At 71.8% G+C, this 23,329-nt stretch carries 23 protein-coding genes; 11 read left to right on the forward strand and 12 right to left on the reverse strand.

The window, feature by feature from the left end; all coding sequences use genetic code 11:
* Positions 1–13 precede the first annotated feature (13 nt).
* Positions 14–772, forward strand: coding sequence for an RNA polymerase sigma factor SigF (locus HNR25_RS07310; RefSeq protein WP_184633935.1), 759 nt, complete (start codon positions 14–16; stop codon positions 770–772).
* Positions 773–801: 29 nt separating this feature from the next.
* On the opposite strand, the gene HNR25_RS07315 is transcribed toward HNR25_RS07310, so the two are convergent.
* Positions 802–1,215 (reverse strand): hypothetical protein, encoded by a 414-nt coding sequence (locus HNR25_RS07315; RefSeq protein WP_184633936.1) that lies wholly within the window; start codon positions 1,213–1,215, stop codon positions 802–804.
* A 155-nt stretch (positions 1,216–1,370) separates the two neighbouring features.
* Between HNR25_RS07315 and HNR25_RS07320 the strand changes: the two genes are divergently transcribed.
* Positions 1,371–2,306, forward strand: coding sequence for a diacylglycerol/lipid kinase family protein (locus HNR25_RS07320; protein WP_184633937.1), 936 nt, complete (start codon positions 1,371–1,373; stop codon positions 2,304–2,306).
* A gap of 318 nt (positions 2,307–2,624) precedes the next feature.
* A complete protein-coding gene (locus HNR25_RS07325; RefSeq protein ID WP_184633938.1) occupies positions 2,625–2,876 on the forward strand; it encodes a WhiB family transcriptional regulator in 252 nt (83 codons plus the stop codon).
* 168 nt (positions 2,877–3,044) lie between these two features.
* Here HNR25_RS07325 and HNR25_RS07330 read toward each other — a convergent pair whose 3' ends face one another.
* On the reverse strand, positions 3,045–4,592 hold the full coding sequence (locus tag HNR25_RS07330; protein ID WP_184633939.1) for a sensor histidine kinase: 1,548 nt from the start codon (positions 4,590–4,592) through the stop codon (positions 3,045–3,047).
* A 97-nt stretch (positions 4,593–4,689) separates the two neighbouring features.
* Between HNR25_RS07330 and HNR25_RS07335 the strand changes: the two genes are divergently transcribed.
* Complete coding sequence (locus HNR25_RS07335; RefSeq protein ID WP_184633940.1) at positions 4,690–5,433, forward strand: GntR family transcriptional regulator; 744 nt, start codon at positions 4,690–4,692, stop codon at positions 5,431–5,433.
* Positions 5,434–5,577: 144 nt separating this feature from the next.
* Positions 5,578–7,260, forward strand: coding sequence for an acetolactate synthase (locus HNR25_RS07340; RefSeq protein ID WP_184633941.1), 1,683 nt, complete (start codon positions 5,578–5,580; stop codon positions 7,258–7,260).
* A 24-nt stretch (positions 7,261–7,284) separates the two neighbouring features.
* Here the strand turns inward: HNR25_RS07340 and HNR25_RS07345 are convergent, their stop codons facing one another.
* The 5 genes from HNR25_RS07345 to HNR25_RS07365 all read right to left on the reverse strand — a co-directional run bounded on the left by HNR25_RS07345 (position 7,285) and on the right by HNR25_RS07365 (position 12,179).
* A complete protein-coding gene (locus HNR25_RS07345; protein WP_184633942.1) occupies positions 7,285–7,668 on the reverse strand; it encodes a thioesterase family protein in 384 nt (127 codons plus the stop codon).
* Positions 7,669–7,732: 64 nt separating this feature from the next.
* Positions 7,733–9,019 (reverse strand): HD-GYP domain-containing protein, encoded by a 1,287-nt coding sequence (locus HNR25_RS07350; RefSeq protein WP_184638948.1) that lies wholly within the window; start codon positions 9,017–9,019, stop codon positions 7,733–7,735.
* Positions 9,020–9,039: 20 nt separating this feature from the next.
* Positions 9,040–10,392 (reverse strand): HD-GYP domain-containing protein, encoded by a 1,353-nt coding sequence (locus HNR25_RS07355; RefSeq protein WP_184633943.1) that lies wholly within the window; start codon positions 10,390–10,392, stop codon positions 9,040–9,042.
* An 858-nt stretch (positions 10,393–11,250) separates the two neighbouring features.
* The gene (gene rsrA / locus HNR25_RS07360) at positions 11,251–11,538 is read right to left on the reverse strand and encodes a mycothiol system anti-sigma-R factor (RefSeq protein WP_184633944.1); all 288 of its coding nucleotides are present in this window, start codon (positions 11,536–11,538) and stop codon (positions 11,251–11,253) included.
* Complete coding sequence (locus tag HNR25_RS07365; protein WP_184633945.1) at positions 11,535–12,179, reverse strand: sigma-70 family RNA polymerase sigma factor; 645 nt, start codon at positions 12,177–12,179, stop codon at positions 11,535–11,537. Before HNR25_RS07365 ends, rsrA begins: the two co-directional genes overlap by 4 nt.
* A 442-nt stretch (positions 12,180–12,621) precedes the next feature.
* Between HNR25_RS07365 and HNR25_RS07370 the strand changes: the two genes are divergently transcribed.
* The gene (locus tag HNR25_RS07370; protein ID WP_184633946.1) at positions 12,622–13,446 is read left to right on the forward strand and encodes a class I SAM-dependent methyltransferase; all 825 of its coding nucleotides are present in this window, start codon (positions 12,622–12,624) and stop codon (positions 13,444–13,446) included.
* Between the two features lie 87 nt (positions 13,447–13,533).
* Here HNR25_RS07370 and thiC read toward each other — a convergent pair whose 3' ends face one another.
* The 3 genes from thiC to HNR25_RS07385 form a co-directional block, all read right to left on the reverse strand.
* A complete protein-coding gene (gene thiC / locus HNR25_RS07375) occupies positions 13,534–15,201 on the reverse strand; it encodes a phosphomethylpyrimidine synthase ThiC (protein WP_184633947.1) in 1,668 nt (555 codons plus the stop codon).
* A 336-nt stretch (positions 15,202–15,537) separates the two neighbouring features.
* Entirely contained in the window at positions 15,538–16,425 is an 888-nt protein-coding gene (locus HNR25_RS07380) for an SOS response-associated peptidase (RefSeq protein ID WP_184633948.1), read from the reverse strand.
* Between the two features lie 110 nt (positions 16,426–16,535).
* Positions 16,536–17,021, reverse strand: coding sequence for an OsmC family protein (locus HNR25_RS07385; protein ID WP_184633949.1), 486 nt, complete (start codon positions 17,019–17,021; stop codon positions 16,536–16,538).
* A gap of 130 nt (positions 17,022–17,151) precedes the next feature.
* Between HNR25_RS07385 and aroA the strand changes: the two genes are divergently transcribed.
* The 3 genes from aroA (at position 17,152) to HNR25_RS07400 (ending at position 19,922) form a co-directional block, all read left to right on the forward strand.
* Complete coding sequence (gene aroA / locus HNR25_RS07390) at positions 17,152–18,426, forward strand: 3-phosphoshikimate 1-carboxyvinyltransferase (protein WP_184633950.1); 1,275 nt, start codon at positions 17,152–17,154, stop codon at positions 18,424–18,426.
* Positions 18,423–19,403 (forward strand): ribosome small subunit-dependent GTPase A, encoded by a 981-nt coding sequence (gene rsgA, locus HNR25_RS07395; RefSeq protein ID WP_184633951.1) that lies wholly within the window; start codon positions 18,423–18,425, stop codon positions 19,401–19,403. The genes aroA and rsgA overlap by 4 nt, the downstream gene beginning before the upstream one ends.
* Before the next feature lie 183 nt (positions 19,404–19,586).
* Positions 19,587–19,922, forward strand: a complete 336-nt coding sequence (locus HNR25_RS07400) for a hypothetical protein (RefSeq protein WP_184633952.1) — start codon at positions 19,587–19,589, stop codon at positions 19,920–19,922.
* Between the two features lie 56 nt (positions 19,923–19,978).
* On the opposite strand, the gene HNR25_RS07405 is transcribed toward HNR25_RS07400, so the two are convergent.
* Positions 19,979–20,599, reverse strand: a complete 621-nt coding sequence (locus HNR25_RS07405; protein ID WP_184633953.1) for a TetR/AcrR family transcriptional regulator — start codon at positions 20,597–20,599, stop codon at positions 19,979–19,981.
* Positions 20,600–20,690: 91 nt separating this feature from the next.
* Here HNR25_RS07405 and hisN point away from each other — a divergent pair, with 91 nt between their 5' ends.
* On the forward strand, positions 20,691–21,515 hold the full coding sequence (hisN, locus tag HNR25_RS07410) for a histidinol-phosphatase (RefSeq protein ID WP_184633954.1): 825 nt from the start codon (positions 20,691–20,693) through the stop codon (positions 21,513–21,515).
* Positions 21,516–21,600: 85 nt separating this feature from the next.
* Complete coding sequence (locus HNR25_RS07415) at positions 21,601–22,119, forward strand: hypothetical protein (protein ID WP_184633955.1); 519 nt, start codon at positions 21,601–21,603, stop codon at positions 22,117–22,119.
* Here HNR25_RS07415 and HNR25_RS07420 read toward each other — a convergent pair whose 3' ends face one another.
* Complete coding sequence (locus HNR25_RS07420; protein WP_184633956.1) at positions 22,120–23,277, reverse strand: serine hydrolase domain-containing protein; 1,158 nt, start codon at positions 23,275–23,277, stop codon at positions 22,120–22,122. It lies immediately after the preceding gene.
* Positions 23,278–23,329 lie beyond the last annotated feature (52 nt).

Genomic DNA, 23,329 nt, shown 5'->3' on the forward strand with positions numbered 1-23,329 from the left:
GACGGAGCACGCGGTGCCTGACCGCGCCCGTGCGCGCGAGTTGTTCGAACGCCTGAGCGAGCTTCCCGAGGACGCTCCCGAACGGCAGCGCATCCGCGACGAACTGGTCGAGCTGCACCTGCCCCTGGTCGAGTACCTGGCACGGCGCTTCCGCAACCGCGGCGAGTGGCTCGACGACCTGACCCAGGTCGCCACCATCGGGCTGATCAAATCGATCGACCGGTTCGACCTGGACCGCGGCGTGGAGTTCTCCACCTACGCCACACCCACCATCGTCGGCGAAATCAAGCGGCACTTCCGCGACAAGGGCTGGGCGGTACGTGTGCCGCGCCGGCTGCAGGAACTGAAGCTGTCGCTGACCAAGGCCGTCAGCGACCTTTCCCAGCGGGAGGGCCGTGCGCCCACCGTCCACGAGCTCGCCGAACACCTCGGGATGTCCGAAGAGGAGGTTCTGGAGGGCTTGGAGTCGGCCAACGCCTACTCCACCGTGTCGCTGGACGCGCCCGACAGCGGCGACGAGGACGCCCCCGCGGTGGCCGACTCGCTGGGCATCGTGGACGACTCCCTTGAGGGCGTGGAATACCGGGAATCACTCAAGCCCCTGCTGGAGGACCTGCCGCCGCGGGAGAAGCGGATCCTGCTGCTGCGCTTCTTCGGCAACATGACCCAGTCGCAGATCGCTCAGGAGCTGGGGATCTCGCAGATGCACGTTTCGCGGTTGCTCGCGCGCACGCTGGCGCAGCTGCGTTTCGCGCTGACCACGGACGAATAGACTGCAGCGGCCCGGCGGCTCCGGCGGCGCTACTCTCCGGCGTCGGAGCCGCCGTGGCGCGCACCGCCGTCGGGGAACAGGGTCGCGGTGGTGGACGGCGCGAAGACCAGCGCCAGGCCCGCGGCCGCCGCGGCCGCCATGACCGCGCTGACGGCGTACTGGCCGCTGGTGAACATGTAGTAGGCCACCACGAGCACGAAGACGTGGGTCAGCACGGCCGGTGTGCGCGCCCAGTCGCGCAGCAGGAACAGCCCCCAGGCGCAGTAGCCCGCAGCCGCCGCGGCCAGCAGCGCGAAGACGGCCAGCGGGACGGCGGAGCCCGCGTCAGCGGCGCGGCCCAGTACGGTTCCGGCGAACGCGTAGCAGCCTGCGGCGGCGATCGCGGCCGCGACCAGGGCCTGGAGCGCCGCGGCGGCTGTGATGGTGAGCGGGCGTGCTGACACGCTCCGAGCTTATCCCGCCCTGCGCCGGGCCCCGCACCGGCCGCGGTCGGGCCGCCGCCGGCACGGACCGGCCCCGGGGGCGGCGGGACGACCGCGCCGCCCCGAAGGCCCCGCCGGAGGCCCGACCGCGGGGCGCGAGCCCTAGACTGGACCTCGTGCGCGCCCTGTTCATCGTCAATCCCCAGGCGACCACGACCACGCCCCGGTCCCGCGACATCCTCGTCGGTGCGCTCGGCCGCGAGATGGAGTTGGACGTCGCCCACACCGAGTACCGCGACCACGCCCGCGAGCTCGCGCGGCAGGCGGCCGGCGAGGGGTACGGCCTGGTCATCAGCCTCGGCGGCGACGGAACGGTGAACGAGGTCGTCAACGGACTGCTGGCGACCCCCGAGGACCTCGAACGGCCCAGCTACGCCGCCCTGCCCGGCGGCAGCGCCAACGTCTTCGTGCGGGCGCTGGGCCATCCGACCGACCCCGTCGAGGCCACGGCGGCGGTACTGGAAGCGGCGCGCGGCGGCGAGGGCCGCTCGGTCGGGTTGGGGCGGCTGCGCTCCGACGAGGACGACCGGTACTTCACCTTCTGCGCCGGGTTCGGCTGGGACGCCGACGTGGTGCACGAGGTCGACCGGCAGCGGCGCAGCGGGCGGCGCGCCTCCCCCGGGCTCTACATCTCCATCGCGCTGAAGCTGTTCCTGCGCGGCGACGCCAACGTTCCCTCGCTGAGCATCGAGGCGCCGGGGCGCGATCCGGTCCGGGACCTGTACTTCGCGCTGGTCACCAACACCACACCGTGGACCTACGCCGGTTCGGTACCGGTGCAGCCGACGCCGCGCTCGCGGTTCGGGCTGGGCCTGGACCTGTTCGCGCTCACCCAGCTGCGTACCGCCCGCACCGCGCAGCTGCTGCGCCGGATGCTCTCGCACCGGGGCGTTCCGCCCGTCGGGGCGGGCTACGTCTCGTGGCACGATCAGAGCGCGATAACCATCACATCCCGCACTCCGCGCGCATTCCAGATCGACGGCGAATACCTCGGACACCGCAGGCGAGTCAATCTCGAGTCCGTACCGAAGGCATTACGAATCATCGGTTAACGGCGGGGAAAACAACCAGGTGATAACGCCTGTGACGCACACGACACGACGGTGCGCGGGTTCACTTTCGGGCGCTCTTGCATGGGCCGATCAATGCTGTCACGCTCAAAAGTGTCGCCGCACGTTACGGGCGAGTAAAAGGGAGATTCCGAGGTCAGGGAGCACGGCGCGGCTCCGTCGGATCAGCGGACCCCTGGGCGCCCGCGATCACGGGCGCACGCCGGACCGGGAGTCAACGATGACAAGCGCCTGGTCGCCGCCGACTTAGTGAATTCGTTCACAAAGCGCACGCTGCCCTCACCGTGAGGAGTGATCCGCATGGACTGGCGTAACCACGCCGCCTGCCGAGACGAGGACCCCGAGCTGTTCTTTCCGATCGGGAACCACGGCCCGGCCCTCATCCAGATCGAAGAGGCGAAAGAGGTGTGCCGGGAGTGTCCGGTCAGCACCGCATGCCTTCGCTGGGCTCTGGAGACCGGCCAGGACGGCGGTGTGTGGGGCGGCATGAGCGAAGACGAGCGCCGCGCACTCAAGCGCCGCCGTACGCCTGCCGCCATGGCACGTCCCTAGTTCCGACTCCACGGCCCAAGCATCGCACGGCCCGCTCCGCCCGGGCATCGCGCCCCCGGGATTGCGGAGCGGGGCCGGGCCGCTTCCTCCGCGCTGCGACCTCGGCGGAAGCCGGCGCTGCCCGCCCCGTTCCCGGTAGGCTCCGCGCCCTCTGCGCGGGAACCGCGGCTACGCTTCGGCGCTGCGTTCCACCGGCAGCTCGATCGCGACCTCGGTACCGCCGCGCTCCTGCGGTTTGATCTCCAGCGAACCGCCCAGCTCGCTCGTGATGAGCGTGCGGACGATCTGCAGGCCGAGGCTGTCGGTGCTCTCGACGTCGAAGTCCGCGGGCAGCCCGCCTCCGTCGTCGGCCACCTCCACCACCAGGTGGCCCCCGTTCTCCTCGTCCTCGCCCAGGGGCGCGTCGTCGCGCCGGGCCCGCACCTCGATACTGCCGGGCCCGTAGCGCAGGCCGTGCTCGACGGCGTTCTGCACCAGCTCCGCCAGCACCATGGACAGCGGGGTGGCCACCAGCGCCGACAGCAGTCCGAACTGCCCCGTCCGGCGCGGCGTCACGGCTCCCTCGGTCGAGGAGATCTCCGCCGCCATCTCGATGACGCGGTCGGCGATGTCGTCGAAGTCCACCACCTCGTCGGGGGTGTGGGACAGCATCTCGTGCACGATCGCGATCGATCCGACCCTGCGGACCGCCTCGTCGAGGGCGGCGCGCCCTTCGGGGACGCCCAACCGCCGCGACTGCAGGCGCAGCAGCGCCGCCACCGTCTGGAGGTTGTTCTTCACGCGGTGGTGGATCTCGCGGATCGTGGCGTTCTTGGTCATCAGCTCGCGTTCGCGGCGGCGCAGCTCTGTCACGTCGCGCACCATCACCAGCGCACCGATGCGCACACTGCCCACCACCAGCGGAATCGAACGCAGTTGGATGGTCGATCCGCGGCCCTCGACCTCGGCCTCTTGGGGGACCCGTCCACCCGCGGTCCAGGTCAGCGATTCGTCGCGGGCGTCGCCGAGGGCGGCGAGATCCAGGGTGGTGCGATCCAGGCGCGCCCCGACCAGGTCGGCGGTCAGTCCGAGCCTGCGGTAGGCCGACAGGGCGTTGGGGCTGGCGTAGACGACTTCGCCGTTCTGGTCCAGCCGCAGCAGGCCGTCGCCGACCCGCGGCGAGCGGACCATCAGCGGCCCCTGGTCGCTGAACGGGAACGCGCCCTCGCTGATCATCTGCGCCAGGTCGCTGGCGCTCTGCAGATAGGTCAGTTCGAGCCGGCTGGGTGTGCGTGCCGAGCTGAGGTTGGTGCTGCGCTGGATGACGCCGATGAGCTTGCCGTCGCGGCGCACCGGAATCGTCTCCTCGCGCACCGGGACGCCGCCCGACCAGTCGGGGTCGCCCTCGCGGCAGATGCGCCCCTCGTCCCAGGCGCGGTCGATGAGCGTGTGCCGCCCCGACAGCCGTGACGGCGCCGCGTCCTGGGGGACCTCGGCGGCGCCGTCGCGCAGCACCGTCTCGACGAGGTCGTCCTGGAAGGCGGTGGGGCCGGTGGTGGGGCGCATCTGGGATACGGCCACCCAGCCGCTGTCGTCGCGCAGGCGCACCCACAGCACCAAGTCGGCGAAGGAGAGGTCGGCCAGCAGCTGCCAGTCGGAGACCAGCGAGTGGAACCACTCCAGATCCGCCGTCTTCAGCGCCGTATAGCGTCGGATGAGATCGCTGAGGTGAGGCACTCACAAATCATCCCACGGTTGCAGGCATACTCATAAGAACGCACTCGACCAGTGGTCCACACCAATAGCGACCGGGGAAGCGGTGGAGGAGTCCGACGTGACGGGTCAGCGAACGCTCGAAGACGGGCACCGAGTTCCGAAGTACTACCAGGTCAAGAAGCTGCTTCTGGAGCTCATAGAGGCTATGCCCGCCGGCAACCCGGTACCGCCCGAGCGCGCGCTCGCGGCCCAGTTCTCTACGTCGCGCACCACGGTCCGCCAAGCGCTGACGGAGATGGTGGTCGAGGGCCGCCTGCTGCGGATCCAGGGCAAGGGCACGTTCGTGGCCAAGCCGAAGGTGGCCCAGGTGCTGCAGCTGACCAGCTACACCCAGGAGATGCGCTCGCACGGGCTCCACCCGGCCACGCGGATCCTCGATGTCAGCTACATCAACGCCGACGACCAGCTCGCCGAGCTGCTGGCGATCCGCTCTGGCGGGCGCGTGCTGCGCATCGAGCGGCTGCGGCTGGCCAACGGCGAGCCGATGGCCGTCGAGACCGCGCACCTGGCCGCGCGGCGCTTCCCGGGGCTGCGCCGCCAGCTGGACCGCTACGCGTCGCTCTACGAAGCGCTGGCGAGCGCCTACGACGTCCGCCTGGTCGAGGCCGAGGCCACCATCGAAACCGTGCTGGCCACGCCGAACGAGGCGCGGCTGCTGGGCGTGGACGTGGGTCTGCCGCTGGTGCTGCACTGCCAGCACAGCTTCGACGGCGAGGGCCATCCGGTGGAGTGGGTCCGCTCGCTGTACCGCGGCGACCGCTACAAGTTCGTCACACGGCTGCGTCCGCCCGAGGAGGATTAGCGGCGCGGGCCCTCCCCTGCGAACGGTCCGGTTCCGCGGTGTGGGCGGCGTCACCCGGCACCTGATAACTTACCGGCCAGTAGCCCGAGGAGCCCCGGCCGCCGGCCGCCGCCCCGCCCGTCCGCAAAGGAGCGCCCCTCCGCCATGTCCACTCCCGAGGCCGCATCCGATCCACCGCCCTTCTCCGGCCGCTTGAGCGGCCACGGCGGGGCCCACGCGGTCGAGGTCGCCCGCCACCACGGCATCGACACGATGTTCACCCTCAGCGGCGGCCACGTGTTCCCGCTCTACGACGGGGCGGTCAACCCCGACCCCGCGATGCGGCTGCTCGACGTGCGCCACGAGCAGACCGCCGTCTTCGCCGCCGAGGGCATCGGCAAACTCACCGGCCGCGCCGGTCTGGCCGTGGTCACGGCCGGCCCCGGTGTGACGAACGCGGTCAGCGGCGTGGCCACCGCCCGCTTCAGCGGTTCGCCGCTGCTTCTGCTGGGCGGACGCGCCCCCGACAGCCGCTGGGGCCAAGGGCTGCTGCAAGAGCTCGATCAACCGCCGCTGCTGGACTCGGTGGCCAAGCGCGCCTGGACCGTGCACGCCACCGACGGCATCGGCGCCGCGATGGACGAGGCCGCCCGCACCGCCAACGGGGCCCACCGCGGCCCCGTCTTCCTCGACGTGCCCATGGACCGCCTCTACGACCAGGCCGAGGCCGAGCTGCCGGGGTCGGCCGAGCGCGCCGACCGCTCCCCCGACCCCGGCCGGGTCGCCGAAGCCGCCCGGCTGCTCGGCCAAGCCGAGCGGCCGGTACTGGTCTACGGCTCCGACGTCTGGCTCGACGGCGCCGCCCGGGCCGCTCTGGAGGCCGCCGAGGAGCTGGACGTCCCGGTCGTCACCAACGGCCAGGGGCGCGGCGTCCTGCCGGGCCGGCACCCGCTGCTGGCCAACCGGGCGCGGGGCGCAGCGCTGGGCCGCGCCGACCTCGTCGTCGTGGTCGGCACGCCGCTGGATTTCCGGCTGGGCCACGGCATGTTCGGCGGCAAGGACGGCGCCCCGCTCGCCAAGGTCGTGCACGTCGCCGACTCCGCCGAGCAGATCACCGACCACATGACACCGGCGGCCGCCGTCTGGGGCGACCTGTCGGCCGCGCTGCGCGGCATCGCCGGCGCGGCGGCGCCGACGACCGCCGCCCGGATCTGGCGCCGCGAGATCTCCGAGTCGGCCGCCGCCACTGCGGCCTCCGACACCGACGTGCTGGCCAGCGGCGACACCCCCGTCCACCCGGCGCGGATCTACGGCGAGCTCAACCGGATCCTGGACGACGACGCGGTGGTCGTCGGCGACGGCGGCGACTTCGTCTCCTACGCCGGCAAGTACGTCGAGCCCGAGCACCCCGGGCAGTGGCTCGACCCGGGCCCCTTCGGCTGCCTGGGCACGGCCATGGGCTACTCCATCGCGGCCCGGTTGGCGCGCCCCTCGTCGCAGGTGGTGACCCTGATGGGCGACGGCGCCGCCGGATTCTCCCTCATGGACGTCGACACCCTCGTACGCCACCGGCTCCCCGTGGTCATGGTCTGCGGCAACAACGGCATCTGGGGGCTGGAGAAGGCGCCCATGCAGATGCTCTACGGCTACGACGTCGCCGCCGACCTCAGTCCGCAGACCCGCTACGACGAGGTGGTGCGCGCCCTGGGCGGCGGCGGCGAACTGGTCACCGACCCCGAGGGGATCGCTCCGGCCCTGCGCCGCGCGTTCGACTCGGGTGTGCCCTACATGGTCAACATCGCCACCGACCCCGGCAACGTCTACCCGCGCACGACCATGGGCGTCTGAGCGGGCTCCGGGACGGCCGCGGCGTCAGGACCGCGCCGCGGCCGTGAAGCGGGCGCGGTCGACGACCACCCGTTCGACGGTGCCCCGCGCGAGTTGGCCTCCGCCGTCCGATGCGGATACGGCGACGTCGAAAAGCAGCCGCCGGCCGTCGATCCGGCGCAGGCGCGCCTCGGCGCGCACCCGGGCGCCCACGGCCGAGGCGGCCAGGTGGGAGAGGGACACCTCGGTGCCCACAGTCGTGTCGGCCGCGTCGAGCTCACCGGCCGCGGCGGCGACGGTGGCCGCCTCCGCCAGCGCCAGCACCCGGGGGGTGGCGAGCACCTCGGTGTCGCCGCTGCCCAGCGCCAGGGCCGTGTCCTCGGTGCCGACCAGGAGGTCGGCGCTTCCGTAGAGTCCTTCGGTCAGCACGGCCGCATGCTATCGGAGACGACGGCCCGCGGCCGGACACCTCCGGCCGGTCGCCGCTGCGCGCTCACCAGCGGGCGGCGGCACGCTCGATCGCCCGCGCGGCGGCCTCGACCACATCGGGGTCGTACTCGCCGAATCCGTCCATGCGCAGCCGCTCCAGCACCGCCTGGACGCGCTCGGGGTCGGCCGACTCGCCGGCGAGGTCGTCCACCGCGTTGGCGACCTTGATGACCCGGCTGCCCAGGGGCGGCGGGCCGTCGTCGCCGTCGCCCATGGAGGGCTCGCACTGGCGGCGCACCAGTTCGGCCACCGAGTCGAGGACGCCGGTCTCGCGGATCACCGCGGATCCGAGCTCGGCGATGCGCCGCTGTTCGCGCGGCAGGGCGAACACGGTGGCGCCGCCGGCGACGGGGTCGCGCAGCGACAGCTGGCCGATGTCGTGCATCAGCGCGGCGTACTCCAGTTCCAGCAGGTCGGACTCGCGCATGCCCAGCTCGCAGCCGACGGACTTGGCCAGGCGGCTGACGCGGCGGGAGTGGCCGGGCGCGACGTAGCCGCCGACCTCGGTGACGCGCGACAGGGCCCGCACGGTCTGCAGGTAGGTGAGCCGGACTTCGGCGAACCGCCGGAAGGCCACCTGGGTGACCAGGAGCGGCGCGGTGAACACCAGTAGTCCCGACAGCCCGGTGATGGTGCTGGCCAGGGCGATCAGGATGCCGGAGGCACCGATGGCCATGCCCAGTCCGGCGTGGGCGCGCAGCTCGTCGCGGAACGCGACGGTGATGCGGGTACGCAACCGCTCGGCGCGGACCGCAGCGGCGGTGACGGCGTCGGTCAGCCAGCCCACCAGCACCAGGGCCGCCATCAGCAGCAGGGCGGGCCACCACTGCCAGTGCGTAGAACCGGGCGAAAGCGCGTCGACGAAGGGGCGGAACGCCAGCGTGATCGCGACGATGACCAGCATCCGCCGTGCGACGTCGCTCCACTCGGGACTGCGCCCGGCGGCGATGTGGGGCAGCTCGCCCAGCGCGAACCCGACGGTGACCACGGCCAGGACCTGCCAGGCCGAATGGTGCACGGTGTCGCCGCCGAGGGTGAGCAGGAACGTGTAGCCGATGGCGCCGGCGGAGGCCACGGGCGCGACCTCGCGGTTGCCCGGCAGCGTGATGCGCGCCAGCTCGCCCAGCGCGATGAGCACGCCGAAGGCCAGCGCGGTCTGCCCTTCGACGAAACCGGTGATCAGCGTCCACAGCAGGGATCCCGCCGCGAATGCCGCCGCGATCGCGACCACGAGTACGCGCACCGGCTCGTCGAGCATCCGCCAGGCACCGGCGCGGCGCGGCGCCCGCATGGTGTAGAACTCTTCGGTGATCACCGCTCGGCCTCCCGCACCACGCGCAACGGCACGCTGGGGTCGTCGTGGTCCTGCTGGGCCACGACGGCGGAGCCGTCGCCGGGCGGCTCGACCGCGTCGGGGAGATCCCAGCCGTCGCGGTCCACAGCGGTGATCAGCGCTGCCACCATCGTGGGGTCGAACTGGGTGCCCGCCCCGTTGCGCAGCTCGGCGAAGGCCTCTTCGATGCTGCGCGCCTTGCGGTAGGAACGGGTGGAGGTCATGCAGTCGAACGCGTCGGCGACGGAGATGATCCTGCCGAATTCGGGGATGTCGGTACCGGCCAGGCCCATGGGGTAACCGCTCCCGTCCATGCGCTCGTGGTGGTGCATGATGCCGCCGAGGGCCTCGTCCAGAAAGCCGATCTCGCGGACGATCTCGTAGCCGCGCATGGGGTGCAGCTGGATGGCGGCGAACTCCTCTTCGGTGAGCCGGTCCGGCTTCTGCAGCACCTTGGTCGGCACGCCCAGCTTGCCGACGTCGTGGAGCATGCCGGCGTAGCGGATGGTCTGCACCCGCTCGGCGGGCATGCCCAGCTGCTGGGCGATCATGCTCGCGCCCTTGGACACGCGCATGCAGTGCCCGCGCGTGTAGTAGTCCTTGGTCTCCACGGCCTGGCACAGCGTGGCCAGGGTGGCCTCGTGCGCGCGCTGCTCGGCGATGCACTGGTCGAAGGCCCAGCGGGCGATGAACAGCGGCAGCAGCACGAGCAGTATCGCCGGCGCACCGATCACGCCCCACACGACGGCGATGAACAGTCCGAGCATGCCGTAGCCCAGCGCCGCCAGCTCCAGCGTGGCCAATGTCCGCCAGCGCACGCGGCGCGGGGACTCCAGGCGGACCTCGCCCAAGCACCACATGAGTAGGCCGACCAGCAGGGCGTTGACGGTTCCGTAGACGGCCAGCGCCGCGCAGAAGGGGACGAGGACCCACGGGAAGTCGGCGCGGTCGGGCGGCCCCACCTGGCCGCCGAGGGCCAGGAAGGCGTGCCCGGCCGCGTAGCCGACGAGCGCGAGCTGGCCGCCGTTGAACATCCGCTTGACGAGGTTCTGCCGGCGCAGCACGAACGGTGCGGCGCACAGCGCTCCTGCGGCCGCACCGACCGGTCCGACGAGGACGACGGCGGCCAGCGACGCCGCTGCGCCCGGCGAGATCGCCGCCTTTCCGTTGTGCATGGCGGTGCTGATCGATTCGGTGACCACGTACAGCACCACGACCAGGGCCAGCGTGGCCGGATCGATCCCGGCGTGGGGTCCGAACGCGACAGCGGCGACGGCGCCGAGGACGACGAGTCCGACGTAGACCCGGGCCGCTCCCGGTAGGGCACGCATTTACCGGCACCTCCCGACCCGAAACCGACCGAACCGCCATGGTTTCATCGATTCGGCTCTACCACCAGCACCACCCGTTCGCGCAGGCCAGCATCCCGGTCGCCACGATCGACTGGTGCATCATTGCGGAAATGAGCCAACCCACGGCAGCCCCCCTGTTTTCCGGTCCCCGCACCCCATCCCGCCCTTGCGGACGGGAACCCCCGGGTGCGCCGTACGAATTACCCAATCCGGTGGATATGGAGGCCAGTTTAACGGGCTTCGCGGCGGCGCGTATTTCAGCGACCGGATGCGTCGGACGCCTCCGCCTCGCCACTGGCATCCGGTTTTCGGATCACGGAATTCTTAAGCCGATTCGTAGCCACGATGACTACTCTCCGAAACCGGGCGCAGACCGCCCCGCACGTCGGATCGGGCTGCGCGCCCGAAGGTTTCCGGCCACTACAGCACGCTCCTTACCAAGAACGATCACGCAGTGTCATCGAACGACTGCGGAGTTTCGTATATCGTCTACAACAGAATGCGACCATTTCTTGACCTCAAGGTGCGGGGATCCGGGCGTGTCGGCGCACCCCGGGGCGCACCGCGATGCCGTCCGTCCGAAACCCGCGGGGCGCAGCGCCGTTCGCGCGCGTTCCACGGCGCCCCGCCCCGCGGGGGCTCCCGGAACGAAAGAACCGGCGACCGTTCCGGCCGCCGGTTCAAGCACGAATTCGATATATGTGCGGACTTTCACGGCCCCACGGCTTGTCCGCTGAATTTCGGCCGCGTTGTCGGGTTCTGCGAATGTCGGACGCCCGCCCCCGACCCGCGCTGCGCCGGGCCGCCCGGTCCGCCCGAACCGGCCGGCCCGTCCGGCTAGTCCGCCTCTACGCCTTCGCGCACCTGCAGATCGGCGCGCGCCGCCTCGATCCGATGCAGCACCTTGGAGCGCAGGTCGCCCGGCACCGCGTCGGCGCCGCAGTGCTTGGCCACCAGTTTCTTGACGACCTCCTCCAGGCCGTACTCCGCCAGGCAGGGGCCGCACTCGTCGAGGTGGTCGCGGATCTCGGCGCAGTTGCCCTCTTCGAGCTCCCCGTCGATGTAGGAGTAGACTTTCGCCAACACCTCGCTACACGGGGTAGCGTGCTCTCCTCCGCAGCTCATCGCTGGTCCCTCCGAGTCGACCCGCTGTTGGACGCCTTTACCGCGATGTCCTCGCCGTCCGCCGAATCCAGGATGCCCCGGTCCTGTGCGTACTCCTCCAGCATCGACCGCAGCTGCCGCCTGCCGCGGTGCAGCCGGGACATCACCGTGCCGATCGGGGTCTCCATGATCTCGGCGACCTCCTTGTAGGCGAAGCCCTCGACATCGGCGAGGTAGACGGCGATGCGGAAGTCCTCGGGCAGATCCTGCAGGGCGCGCTTGACGTCGGTGTCGGGCAGGTGCTCAAGCGCCTCCGCCTCCGCCGACTTCAGCCCGGACGAGGAGTGCGCCGCCGCCTGCGCGAGCTGCCAGTCCTCGACGTCCTCGGTACCGGCCTGCTTGGGCTCGCGCTGCTTCTTGCGGTAGGAGTTGATGAACGTGTTGGTGAGGATCCGATACAGCCAGGCTTTGAGATTCGTCCCCTCCTTGAACTGGTGGAACGACCCGAACGCCTTCGCGAACGTCTCCTGGACGAGATCCTCGGCATCGGAGGGGTTGCGGGTCATCCGCAGCGCCGCCGAATAAAGCTGGTCCAAGTACGGGAGCACGTCCCGCTCGAACCGAGCCGACTGCTCGTCGAGTGTCTCCTGGCTCTGATTCAAGCCCGCCTGCCTCCTTGTGCTGGCCTCCCGTGGGGCAACCGTAGCCTCACGATACGACGCCGCACCATCGGAGGGCACATCGCCGGGCGGCTGGACGCCCGCGCGAGCTTCAGCGAAGTCAGCGGTAGCAGTAGGCATTGACCTGCCTTTACTCTCCTCGTCTGGTCCCGATGCCGGTTGCCGCCCCGGCGTTCGCCGGGGGCGTGTTCCGAACCTGACCTGCCGGGTAGTGATGTGGGTGCCAACAACCGGTCCGCCCGGCTGATTCCGCCGGGGGTCGGCTACCCACCGCACGGCACCGCCGTCGCGTGCGCGCCCGCGCGGGGTGAGCCCGTGCAAGAGTGAGGGTAAAACCATCGACACAGACGTGGGAGAGGAGCATGCGTGCCACGGCCCTTTCGAATCCGCGTCCTCCCGCCCGCCGGATTCCGACGCCGACACCGTGTCTGAGCCCCGCCCGGAACGAACGGCGTCCGCGCACTTCGCGACCAGCGACTCCCTGTCCGCCTACTGGCGGTTCTACTGGGCGGTCGCCGACGCTCAGCTCGCCCGTTGGCTCCCTCAGGAGCCCGGGCGCATCCTCGACCTGTCCGGACCCGACTTCCGCGGCGCGCCGCGGGCGATCGCCGACGGACACGACGTCGTCACCCTGCTCGGATCACTCGACCTGCCCCCGCGCCGGCCGCTCACCCTGGTCAACGGCCGCGTTCCCGCTGCGCGCCGGAGATCCCCGGGGCGGCTGCACCCCGTTGTCGGCGACACCACGTTCCTGTCGGGCTTCGCCGACGGAGCCTTCGACGGCGTCGTCGCCGACAACCGCGTACTGTCGCGCCACCTGGCGACCGAGGCCTCGCTGGGCGAGATCGCGCGCGTGCTGCGGCCGGGCGGGCGCCTGCTGCTGTGCGTGGACTCGGTCGTTCTGGGCATGGCGCTGCTGGCCGAGCAGGACCGCTGGCCGGAGCTGAGCTTCGCCCCCAGCGCCGACGTGCTGCTGGTTCCCTGGCCCGACGGCTCGATCACCCGGTGTTTCACGGCCGAACAGGTCGCCGAAGGCGTCGGCGACGTCGGGCTGGAGCTCGACTGGGTCCGGCCGCGCACCGTGCTCTCCGCCTCGACCGTGGAGATGATGCTCGCGCGCGATCCCCAGGCGCTCGGGCGGCTGGTCGAGATGGAGCTGCACGCCGGCGAATCCGACGACTACGTGGGTGTGCACCTGCTCGCCAGCGCCCGCAAGCCGGTGGCCGGATCCCTGCCGCGCCAGCGCTGACCGCAGGGCGGACCGGCACCGGGCGGGGCCCGGCGGCCGCCGGACGGCCGCCGGGCGGCGGGGCCGGGCGCACCCGGCCCCGCTTCTCTAATCGGCTTCGGCGACGGGCAGGTACACCCGCTTCCCGCGGTCGGCGAACTCCTCGGACTTGTCCCGCATGCCCTTGTCGATGGCGGCCACCGTGGACAGGCCGTTCTCCTCGGCGTACCTGCGCACGTCCTGGGTGATCTTCATCGAGCAGAACTTGGGACCGCACATCGAGCAGAAATGCGCGGTCTTGGCGGGCTCGGCCGGCAGCGTCTCGTCGTGGAAGGCCTGGGCGGTCTCCGGATCCAGGGCCAGATGGAACTGGTCCTGCCAGCGGAACTCGAACCGGGCCGTCGACAACGCGTCGTCCCACTCCTGGGCGCGGGGATGGCCCTTGGCCAGGTCCGCGGAGTGGGCGGCCAGCTTGTAGGTGACGACGCCGGTCTTGACGTCGTCGCGGTTGGGCAGGCCCAGGTGCTCCTTGGGTGTGACGTAGCACAGCATCGCCGTTCCATGCCAGGCGATCTGGGCGGCGCCGATGGCGGACGTGATGTGGTCATAGCCCGGCGCGATGTCGGTGGCGAGCGGCCCCAGCGTGTAGAAGGGCGCCTCGCCGCAGAGCTCCTCCTCCAAGCGCACGTTCTCGGCGATCTTGTGCATGGGCACGTGCCCGGGTCCTTCGATCATCACCTGCACGCCGTGGCGCCGGGCGATGTGGGTCAGTTCGCCGAGCGTGCGCAGCTCCGCGAACTGGGCCTCGTCGTTGGCGTCGGCGATGGAGCCCGGCCGCAGCCCGTCGCCGAGTGAGAACGTGATGTCGTAGCGCCGGAAGATCTCGCAGAGTTCCTCGAACCGGGTGTAGAGGAAGCTCTCCTCGTGGTGGGCCAGGCACCACGCCGCCATGATCGAACCGCCGCGCGAGACGATCCCGGTCGTGCGGCGGGCGGTCAGCGGGACGTAGCGCAGCAGCACGCCGGCGTGCACCGTCATGTAGTCCACGCCCTGCTCGGCCTGCTCGATGACGGTGTCGCGGTAGATCTCCCAGGTCAGCCCGGCGGGATCGCCGTCGACCTTCTCCAGTGCCTGGTAGATGGGCACGGTGCCCACCGGAACCGGGGAGTTGCGGACGATCCACTCGCGGGTCTCGTGGATGCGCTTACCGGTGGACAGGTCCATGATCGTGTCGGCCCCCCAGCGGGAGGCCCAGACCATCTTCTCCACCTCCTCGGCGACCGAGGAGGTCACCGCGGAGTTGCCGATGTTGGCGTTGATTTTCACCAGGAAGTTCTTGCCGATGATCATCGGCTCGGACTCGGGATGGCACCGGTTGGCGGGGATGACCGCCCGCCCGATCGCCACCTCGGAACGCACGAACTCGGGGTCCATGCCCTCGCGCGCGGCGATGTAGTGCATCTCGGGGGTGATGATCCCGGCCTCGGCGAAGGCGGCCTGGGTGACCGCTCCACCGACGGGTTCGCGGGCGCGGATCCACTCCTCCCGGATGCGCTCCAGGCCGGAGTGGACGTCGATGTCGACGGAGGACTCGGTATAGGGGCCGGAGGTGTCGTACAGGTCGATGTGGCTGCCATTGTCCAGTTCCACCCGCCGGTGCGGCACGCGCAGCGCCTCCGCATCGGGGCCGGCGGCATCGTGGTAGACCTTCTGCGATCCCTTGATGGGGCCGCTGGTCACTGCGGGCTGGACACTACGGTCGTCAAGCGCCGTCAAGGCACGCCTCCCTACGTCGGAATTACCCGAACAGGTTCTGCGGTCGGCGGCACCGGCCCCTTCAGGGGCAGCCACCCTCTCAGCCCGCCATGGCGCGAGCTCCCGCGGAATTGTGATCGTCGGCCGGCTCCGGGGTCGCGGCCCCGCGGCCGGTCTTGTGCAGTCGGTGTCGGATCGGATGCCGCACCGTCGTCACGGTGCACCGCCGGCCGCGTCCGGCCGACGGCGATCGAGTGATCGTGGCCACCCTACCGGCGGGCTTCGGGCGGGTTCCAGGCAGGCGGCGGAATCGGGACGCGTGAGGCGCGGGAGCCGCGGGCGGACGCAGCGGCCGCGTCAGAACAGTGTGGCGCTTGCGCCGCCGGGCGGCTCCGGGGTGTCGGCGGGATGCAGCAGCTGCGGGCCGTTGTTGCGGACGCTGTTCACTGCGGTGCTCACCGGGGTGACGGAGAAGTCGCCGGCCGGCGTGGCCGACAAGGCGTCGTGCAGCTCGCCGGGGCCGGAGGCGGGGTCGAGCCAGACGTTCCACAGCTGCGGCGGGACCACCACGGGCATGCGCTCGTGGATGCCGCTCAGCTCCGGCGCCGCCCCGGTGGTGACGACGGTGCAGCTCCACAGCCACGCCGCGGGGTCGTCGCCGGGGAGATCGGGGTGGCGCCGGCGTTCGAAGAGCCCGGCGAAGGCCAGCGGCGAACCGTCGGCGTAGCCGATGGCGTAGGGCCGCTTGCGGGACCTGGCTTTGCGCCGCTGGTGCCCGGCGTCGGTCACCGGAGACGTGCCGGCCTCGGCGTCGCCCGGCCGGCCCTCGGGCAGCAGTTGCCACTCGTAGTAGGCGTCGGCCGGAATCAGGCAGCGCCGGCGGGCGAAAGCGCTGCGGTAGGCGGGTTTCTCGGCGACGGTCTCGCTGCGCGCGTTGATCATCTTGTAGCCGACACTGGGGTCCTTGGCCCACGACGGCACGAGCCCCCAGCGCATGGTCGCCAGCGTGCGCGGCCCCCGGTGGCCGCCGCCGTCGGCGGCGGCTTCGCCCGGAGGCGTGCCCAGCACGGTGTAGACGGACGTGCCCGGTGCGACGTTGTAGTCGGGCGCCAGCTCCTCCAGCGGCGGCCGGGCACGGGGATCGGCGGCGCCGCCGGCCGGGGCCGCGCCTTCGTCCGCCCCGGGGATGTCGAATGCGAGCTGGAGCTCGTGCTGGTTGCGCGCTTGGGCGTATCGGCCGCACATGGCGACCAGCTTAGCGGGGGCGGGCGACACGCCGCCTGCCGGTGGGGACCGGGGCCGCTCGCGGCCCGCGTGGGCCGGTGCGGGGCGCGCACGTCCCGCACCGGCCCACGTCACTGCCCGCCGGCCACCCGGATCTCGGGCTCGGCGCGCACCGGGAAGTTCACCGAGCGCGCGATGAAGCACTTCTCGTGCGCCTTCTCGTGCAGCTGCCGGGCGGTCGCGACCATGCCCTCCTCGGCGACGGTGACCACCGGGTGCAGCACGACCTCGTCGAACTCGCCGGAGCCGTCGCGGTGGGTGGTCATGGTGCCGGCGACGGTGTCGGAGTAGGCGACGACGTCGACCCCCGCCGCCGGCGCCAGCGCGAGGTAGGAGAGCATATGGCATTCGCCGAGGCTGCTGACCAGCAGATCCTCGGGGTTCCACCGCTCGGGGTCGCCGCGGAAGGCGGCGTCGGCCGAGCCCTTGAGCACGGGCCTGCCCTCGGCTTCGACGTCGTGCGCGCGCTCGAATCCGCGGTAGCCGCCGCCGGTCCCCGAGCCGGTGTTGCCGGTCCAGCGGACGCCGACCCGGTAGTGGTGGGACTTGTCTGCCATCAGTGCCTCCTGTGCCTAGGTGTCGCGGTGCGCGCACGTCCGTCGGGGGCGGTCCCCGCCCTGGCGGCATCCTGCCCGAAGCGCCGCCGCAGGGACACCGGGGTCGCCGCCTGCCGGTTAGCCTTGGGGCATGCCCGAATCCGCCCAGCACTGGCCCGCCCCGACCGCCCGCACGCCCGTGGACGCCACGGTCGAGCTGCCGGGGTCCAAGTCGATGACCAACCGCGCGCTCGTCCTGGCGGCTTCGGCGTCGGCCCCCGCTACCGTGCGGCGCCCGCTGCGCAGCCGCGACACCGGCCTCATGGCCGCCGGGCTGCGGTCGCTGGGGATCGGGGTGGAGGACTCCGGTGCCGACTGGCGGGTCGTGCCCGCGCGGCCGCGCGGGCCCGCCCGCGTGGACGTCGGCAACGCGGGAACGGTCATGCGCTTCCTGCCGCCGCTGGCCGCTCTCGCCGAGGGCGAGGTGGCCTTCGACGGCGACTCGCGGGCGCGCGAGCGCCCGGTCGGTCCGCTGCTGGAGGCCCTTCGGGCCCTGGGTGCCGACGTCGAGGACGCCGGCCGCGGCGCGCTTCCGCTGCGCATCCGCGGATCCGGAGGGCTGCGCGGCGGTACGGTGCGCCTGGACGCGTCGAGCTCCTCCCAGTTCGTCTCGGCGCTGCTGCTCAGCGGCGCCCGCTTCGAACGGGGGGTCGAGGTCCGCCACGAGGGTCCGCCGGTGCCGTCTCGGCCCCACCTGGACATGACGGTGGAGATGCTGCGGGCCGCGGGGGTGTCCGTCGACACGTCCGAACCCGACGTGTGGCGGGTGGCGCCCGGGCCGATCGAGACCGGCGGGATCGCCGTCGAGCCCGACCTGTCCAACGCCGCGCCGTTCCTCGCCGCTGCGCTGGTCGCCGGCGGCCGGGTGACGGTCCCGGGCTGGCCCGAGCACACCACCCAGCCGGGCGACGCCCTGCGCGACCTGTTCTCCCGGATGGGCGGAGAGGTCTCCGCCGGATCCGCGGGCCTGACCCTGCGCGGCACCGGGGAGGTCCGCGGCATCACCGCCGACCTGCGCGAGGTCGGCGAACTCACCCCGACGATCGCCGCCGTCGCGGCGCTGGCCTCCACCCCGTCGCGGCTGACCGGCGTCGCCCACCTGCGTCGGCACGAGACCGACCGGATCGCGGCGCTGGTACGCGAGATCAACGCGCTGGGCGGCGACGCCGAAGAGCTCTCCGACGGCCTGGCGGTGCGGCCGCGGCCGCTGCACGCCGGCGTGTTCCACAGCTACGACGACCACCGCATGGCCACCTCCGGCGCGGTGCTCGGACTCGCGGTCGAGGGAGTGGAGGTGGACGACATCGCCACGACGGCCAAGACACTGCCCGGATTCCCCGAGCTGTGGGCCGAGGTGGCGAAGTGAAGCGCGGGCCGCGCGATCTGGACGAGGACGACGTCCCCGTCCGCGCGCGCGGCGGCTCGCGCCCGCGCACCCGCAACCGCCCCAAGCACGAGAACGCCCGGCAGGGCTTCGTCACCGCCGTCGACCGCGGCCGCTACAGCTGCCTGATCGACGACCGCGCGGTCGTGGCGATGAAGGCACGTGAGCTGGGACGCGGAAGCATCGTCGTGGGCGACCGCGTCGGGCTGGTGGGCGACCTGTCCGGCGGACCCGGCACCCTGGCGCGGGTGGTGCGTGTCGAAGAGCGCTCCTCCGTGCTGCGGCGCACCGCAGACGACACCGACCCCGTCGAACGGGTCATCGTGGCCAATGCCGAGCAGTTGGCCATCGTCTGCTCCCTGGCCGATCCCGAGCCCCGGCCGCGTTTCGTCGACCGCTGCCTGGTCGCCGCCTTCGACGCCGGGCTGGAACCGCTGCTGTGCCTGACCAAAGCCGACCTGGCCGATCCCGGCGGTCTGCTGCGCACCTACGGCGGGCTCGACGTGGCCCACGTGGTCACCAGCAGCACCGGCGATCTGAGCGCCCTGCGCGAGCGCCTGACCGGCCGGACCAGCGTCCTGGTGGGCTACTCCGGGGTGGGCAAGTCGACGCTGGTGAACCTGCTCGCACCCGAAGCCGAGCGCTCGGTCGGCCACGTCAACCCCGTCACCCGGCGCGGCAGGCACACCTCGACCTCGGCCGTGGCGCTGCCGTTCGAGGAAGGCTGGATCATCGACACACCGGGCGTGCGCAGCTTCGGGCTCGCCCATGTGCGTCCCGACGACGTCGTCGCCGGTTTCGCCGACCTCGCCGACGAGGTGGCCCGGTGCCCGCCCGGCTGTCCGCACACCGGCGACGCGCCCGGCTGCGCGCTGGACGCCGGCGTCGCCGCGGGGCGGCTTGCTGCCGAGCGCGTCGACTCCCTGCGCCGCCTGCTGAGCAGCCGCGACACCGAGTAGGCGCGGAACCGGAGCCGTGGTGGGCCGGCCGCCCGCGGCCGCCGCTCACCCGCGCCGGCGCGCCGCGCCCGCCGACGCGGACGCGCATTCCAGGCGTGCTCCGAACACCCGATGTGCACGGACGAAAAGCCGCCTGTATATTTCTATGTCATCAATCGACCGACATAAGCATTTGGACGGAAAATGATCATTTGGCGTGGCTGGGGAATTCTGACGGTGCTGATCGCCGCAGCGTGCTGCATACCGGCCGGCCTGATCGTCGAATCCGCGCTGGGCAGCGAGCTGGCCCCGTTCGGAGTCGCCTTCGGGCTCGTCGCGTCGGGGATCGCCGTCTTCTTCCTCGGACAGCGCTTGAACACGCCCCGGCCCGGGTTCCACCCGCAGACCGGCGAGCGGGTCGTGTTCCGGAACCGGCACACGCTGTTCTTCGTCCCGATGCAGTACTGCGGATTCGTCCTGCTGGGCGCCGCCGTCCTGGTCACGGTCATGAGCCTGCTGAGTGTGCTGTCGCTGATCTGACGCGGTCCGGCGCACGGGGCCCCCCGATCCCCCGCGCCGGCCGTGCGCTCAGGCGTTCAGCGTCCCGGCGCGTGCGTGCGCGCGGGGTTCCGCGAGGCCTCCACCATGCTGCGCACCGCGAGCTGGACCCGCCGGGCGGCCTGGTCGGACGTCGTGGGAAGCAGCACGTAGGACAGAGTCAGCCGCAGCGCCACCTCCGCCACGGCCTCGGCGCGCTCGGCGCCGATTTCGGGCAAGCGCTCCTGCAGGTACTGCGTCATCCGCGCGCCCAACTCGACGTAGAGCGGCTCGGCCCGCGTGGTCAGCACCGGCAGCAGCTCGGAATCGCCGGTGATGATCGCACCCAGCAGCGGGTCGCCGGCCGACGCCGACAGGGTCCAGCGCGCCGCCTCGCCGACCGCGTCGGCGGGATCACCGGTGGAGCGGGCGAGGATGTCCATCACCGCGTCCAGGAACCGCCCCGCCTCGCGGACGACGACCGCCTGCAGCAGCCCTTCCTTCGCGCCGAACTCGTTGTAGAGCGTCTGTCGCGACACTCCCGCGCTCGCGGCGATGTCGGTCATGCGCATCCGCGCCCACCGGCCGCCCACGACCTCGACGTATGCGGCGTCGAGAAGTCGCGTCCGGGTACCCGACGCCGCGCTGCGCGGGGTCGGCCGCTCATTCGCCTGGCCCATGCCGCCATACTGTCACGGCAGTCACCGATTTCTCCTATCCGCAGGGAGCCGGTCGTCCGCACCGGTGCCCGGAACGGTAGCGTAAGCCGCCATGGCGTCCTATGACGATGATCTGCGTCTTGCCCACGTCCTCGCGGACGCGGCCGACGACATATCCCTGAGGCACTTCCGAGCGCTCGACCTCGAAGTCGACACCAAGCCCGACCTGACGCCCGTGACCGAGGCCGACCGCTCCGTCGAAGAGACGCTGCGCGGAGTGCTGTCCCGCGCCCGGCCGCGCGACGCCGTCGTGGGCGAGGAATACGGCAGGACCGGTGTCAGCCACCGGGTCTGGGTCCTCGACCCCATCGACGGCACCAAGAACTACGTGCGCGGCGTGCCCGTCTGGGCGACCCTGATCGCGCTGCTCGAAGGCGACCGCCCGGTGGTCGGTGTCGTTTCGGCTCCGGCGCTGACCCGCCGCTGGTGGGCCTCGCGCGCCGGCGGAACCTGGTGCGGGCGCAGCCTGACCAAGGCGACCCGCTGCACGGTGTCGGGAGTGTCCACGCTGGACGACGCGTCGCTGTCGTTCTCGGACCTGTCGGAGTGGGAAGAGCAGCAGCGCCTGGACGGCTTCCTCGGCCTGACCCGGTCGGTGTGGCGCACGCGCGCCTACGGGGACTTCTGGTCCCACGTCATGGTCGCCGAAGGCTCGGTCGACATCTCCGCCGAGCCCGAACTGTCGCTGTGGGACGCCGCGCCGCTGCCGGTCATCCTCGAAGAGGCCGGCGGCCGGGCGACCGACCTGCGCGGACAGGACTTCGTCGACGGCGGACCGCTGGTGTGCACCAACGGGGTCCTGCACGACGCGGCGCTGACCCGGCTCAACGGCGGCCCCACACCGGGCGGCGGACCGGCGCCGCTGCGGCTGACGTGAACCGGTGCGCACCTGCCGGTGCGCGCCCGCGGTGCGCGAAGCCGGAGTGGTCCGGCAAGCGACGGGACGTAGTAGTCTGCGGCTCGTGTCGCCACAGCTCCCCAGCACCCCCCTGCGCCTCCTGCTCCCGGCCGCCGCAGCGGCCTGCCTCACGCTGACCGCCTGCGGTTCCGGATCCGGGCCGTCGGTGGACGAGCTGGAGGAGAGCATCGCCCCGAGCACCGACGCCGCCGCTCCGGAGACCGACCCGTCGGCGCTGGCCGAGCTGCGTTTCGACCCCGACGCCCTCGCCTGCGATCCGCGGATCACCGCCGCCGAACCCGGCGCGTGGGAGACCGCAGCGCCCCGCAACGGCGTTTCCGAGAGCGCACCCCTGAAGCTGCGCGACACCGAAGGCTCGGCGGACGTCTCCGTCACGGCCACCGTCACCGCGCCCGACGACAGCACCGTCCGGACGCAGGCGACGGTCACCGGCGGCGACTGGGCCGAGGTCGAATTCCCCGGCGACTTCCCGGACGCGTCGCTGTCGAGCGGCGCCTACACCGTCGTGTGGACCACCGGGGAGGGCGTCTACATCGCCTGCGACGGGTTCGTCGGCGACTAGCTAGCCGCAGAACTCCGTCGTGATCACATTCTCGGCGTGTTCGTCGTCGTTCCAGTTCGCGTTCTCGTTCAACGACACGACGTGGCTGCCGTCCCTCGACGAAACGGCATAGGTCACCGACCCCAGGATGTCTCCATCGTGGCCCCACATCGTCCCGCAGGGCAGGGGGTAGGTCCGCACACCGAGCCCGTAGCGGTAGCCGTTCCCGGTATCGACACCGGCGAGGAGCTCTTCCTGCTGATCCGCGGGGAGTATCCGCCCGGCGAGGAGTGCGCCGAAGAACCGGTTCAGGTCGCGGGTCGTCGAGATGATCTCACCGGCCGCCCCCGCCATAGAGGGGTCGAACTCGGTGGTGTCGTAGACCTCCGCGTCCGGAGCGTCGACGAACAGGCGAGAATACGCCTGCGCATGCGGCTCCGGCACCGCGGAGGAGAACCCCGGAACGACGGTCTTCCGGAGATGGGGGCCGAGCAGGCGACGGTCCACCGCTTCCCCGTAGCTCTTCCCGGTGGCGGCCTCGATGACCATCCCCGCCAGGAGATAGTTGGTGTTGGAGTAGCTCCACTGCGTCCCCGCCGCGAACTCGGGCGGGTGCGAGGTCGCGATCTCCACGAGTTCGTCCGGCGTCCAGCTGTCGTAGCGGTGCTCCAGAAACGCCGAACCGGTGTAACGGGAGGCGAATCCGCGGTCGCGGAGTATGTCGTAGACACCGCTGGTGTGGTTGAGGAGCCGGCGAAGCGTGATACTCCGGCCGTCGTAGCCGTCGTGGTCGAGCGCTCCGGGAAGCCACTCCTCGACGCTGTCGTCCAGACTCAGCTTCCCTTCCGCTTCGAGCTTCAGCATCGTGACCGCCGTGAAGGTCTTGGTGATGCTGCCGATACGGAAGTGCTCACCCGGGCGCCGGGGACCGGGACGCTCCCGGTCCGCGACTCCGGCCGTGCCGTTCCACGACCGCTTGCCGCGGTCGACCCGGGCGATGACGCCGGGGGTGCCGTTGTCGACGACGCTCTCCAGCGCCGCCTGGGTCGCCGGGCGGCCCGATCCCGGGGACCGCTCGCCGGCGTGTGCGACCGGCGCCGACGCGAGGACCGCCGTTGTGGCGGCCGCTGAAACGAAAAGGACGAGTGCGCGGGATCTCCGGAGACGGTGTTCATTCATGGGGGCGAACCTACGGGCGGGCCGCTGCGGCCGCCATCGGGGACCGCCCCTG

Source organism: Streptomonospora salina (assembly GCF_014204715.1).
Taxonomy (GTDB): domain Bacteria; phylum Actinomycetota; class Actinomycetes; order Streptosporangiales; family Streptosporangiaceae; genus Streptomonospora; species Streptomonospora salina.

Excerpts from the sequence above, each read along its gene's own strand:
- hisN (WP_184633954.1), top strand. The coding sequence starts at position 20,691 with ATGGCGTCCTATGACGATGATCTGCGTCTTGCCCACGTCCTCGCGGAC.
- HNR25_RS07340 (WP_184633941.1), top strand. The coding sequence starts at position 5,578 with ATGTCCACTCCCGAGGCCGCATCCGATCCACCGCCCTTCTCCGGCCGC.
- HNR25_RS07420 (WP_184633956.1), bottom strand. The coding sequence starts at position 23,277 with ATGAATGAACACCGTCTCCGGAGATCCCGCGCACTCGTCCTTTTCGTT.
- HNR25_RS07350 (WP_184638948.1), bottom strand. The coding sequence starts at position 9,019 with ATGCGGGCGCCGCGCCGCGCCGGTGCCTGGCGGATGCTCGACGAGCCG.
- HNR25_RS07405 (WP_184633953.1), bottom strand. The coding sequence starts at position 20,599 with ATGGGCCAGGCGAATGAGCGGCCGACCCCGCGCAGCGCGGCGTCGGGT.
- HNR25_RS07400 (WP_184633952.1), top strand. The coding sequence starts at position 19,587 with ATGATCATTTGGCGTGGCTGGGGAATTCTGACGGTGCTGATCGCCGCA.
- HNR25_RS07385 (WP_184633949.1), bottom strand. The coding sequence starts at position 17,021 with ATGGCAGACAAGTCCCACCACTACCGGGTCGGCGTCCGCTGGACCGGC.
- HNR25_RS07325 (WP_184633938.1), top strand. The coding sequence starts at position 2,625 with ATGGACTGGCGTAACCACGCCGCCTGCCGAGACGAGGACCCCGAGCTG.
- HNR25_RS07355 (WP_184633943.1), bottom strand. The coding sequence starts at position 10,392 with ATGCGTGCCCTACCGGGAGCGGCCCGGGTCTACGTCGGACTCGTCGTC.
- HNR25_RS07380 (WP_184633948.1), bottom strand. The coding sequence starts at position 16,425 with ATGTGCGGCCGATACGCCCAAGCGCGCAACCAGCACGAGCTCCAGCTC.
- rsrA (WP_184633944.1), bottom strand. The coding sequence starts at position 11,538 with ATGAGCTGCGGAGGAGAGCACGCTACCCCGTGTAGCGAGGTGTTGGCG.
- aroA (WP_184633950.1), top strand. The coding sequence starts at position 17,152 with ATGCCCGAATCCGCCCAGCACTGGCCCGCCCCGACCGCCCGCACGCCC.